General features: G+C 55.3%; 1 pseudogene. It reads right to left on the bottom strand.

What is annotated here, in order from left to right:
• Positions 1-12 precede the first annotated feature (12 nt).
• Positions 13-1,443, bottom strand: a pseudogene (locus FTU90_RS15895) (IS4-like element IS50R family transposase).
• Positions 1,444-1,536: the final 93 nt, after the last annotated feature.

The raw sequence follows: 1,536 nt of genomic DNA on the forward strand, positions 1-1,536 counted from the left end.
CCTGTCTCTTGATCAGATCTTGATCCCCTGCGCCATCAGATCCTTGGCGGCAAGAAAGCCATCCAGTTTACTTTGCAGGGCTTCCCAATCTTACCAGAGGGCGCCCCAGCTGGCAATTCCGGTTCGCTTGCTGTCCATAAAACCGCCCAGTCTAGCTATCGCCATGTAAGCCCACTGCAAGCTACCTGCTTTCTCTTTGCGCTTGCGTTTTCCCTTGTCCAGATAGCCCAGTAGCTGACATTCATCCGGGGTCAGCACCGTTTCTGCGGACTGGCTTTCTACGTGTTCCGCTTCCTTTAGCAGCCCTTGCGCCCTGAGTGCTTGCGGCAGCGTGAAGCTTTCTCTGAGCTGTAACAGCCTGACCGCAACAAACGAGAGGATCGAGACCATCCGCTCCAGATTATCCGGCTCCTCCATGCGTTGCCTCTCGGCTCCTGCTCCGGTTTTCCATGCCTTATGGAACTCCTCGATCCGCCAGCGATGGGTATAAATGTCGATGACGCGCAAGGCTTGGGCTAGCGACTCGACCGGTTCGCTGGTCAGCAACAACCATTTCAACGGGGTCTCACCCTTGGGCGGGTTAATCTCCTCGGCCAGCACCGCGTTGAGCGTGATATTCCCCTGTTTTAGCGTGATGCGCCCACTGCGCAGGCTCAAGCTCGCCTTGCGGGCTGGTCGATTTTTACGTTTACCGCGTTTATCCACCACGCCCTTTTGCGGAATGCTGATCTGATAGCCACCCAACTCCGGTTGGTTCTTCAGATGGTCGTACAGATACAACCCAGACTCTACGTCCTTGCGTGGGTGCTTGGAGCGCACCACGAAGCGCTCGTTATGCGCCAGTTTGTCCTGCAGATAAGCATGAATATCGGCTTCGCGGTCACAGACCGCAATCACGTTGCTCATCATGCTGCCCATGCGTAACCGGCTAGTTGCGGCCGCTGCCAGCCATTTGCCACTCTCCTTTTCATCCGCATCGGCAGGGTCATCCGGGCGCATCCACCACTCCTGATGCAGTAATCCTACGGTGCGGAATGTGGTGGCCTCGAGCAAGAGAACGGAGTGAACCCACCATCCGCGGGATTTATCCTGAATAGAGCCCAGCTTGCCAAGCTCTTCGGCGACCTGGTGGCGATAACTCAAAGAGGTGGTGTCCTCAATGGCCAGCAGTTCGGGAAACTCCTGAGCCAACTTGACTGTTTGCATGGCGCCAGCCTTTCTGATCGCCTCGGCAGAAACGTTGGGATTGCGGATAAATCGGTAAGCGCCTTCCTGCATGGCTTCACTACCCTCTGATGAGATGGTTATTGATTTACCAGAATATTTTGCCAATTGGGCGGCGACGTTAACCAAGCGGGCAGTACGGCGAGGATCACCCAGCGCCGCCGAAGAGAACACAGATTTAGCCCAGTCGGCCGCACGATGAAGAGCAGAAGTTATCATGAACGTTACCATGTTAGGAGGTCACATGGAAGATCAGATCCTGGAAAACGGGAAAGGTTCCGTTCAGGACGCTACTTGTGTATAAGAGTCAGC

The organism is Acinetobacter sp. YH12200 (genome assembly GCF_013418175.1).
Lineage (GTDB): Bacteria > Pseudomonadota > Gammaproteobacteria > Pseudomonadales > Moraxellaceae > Acinetobacter > Acinetobacter pseudolwoffii.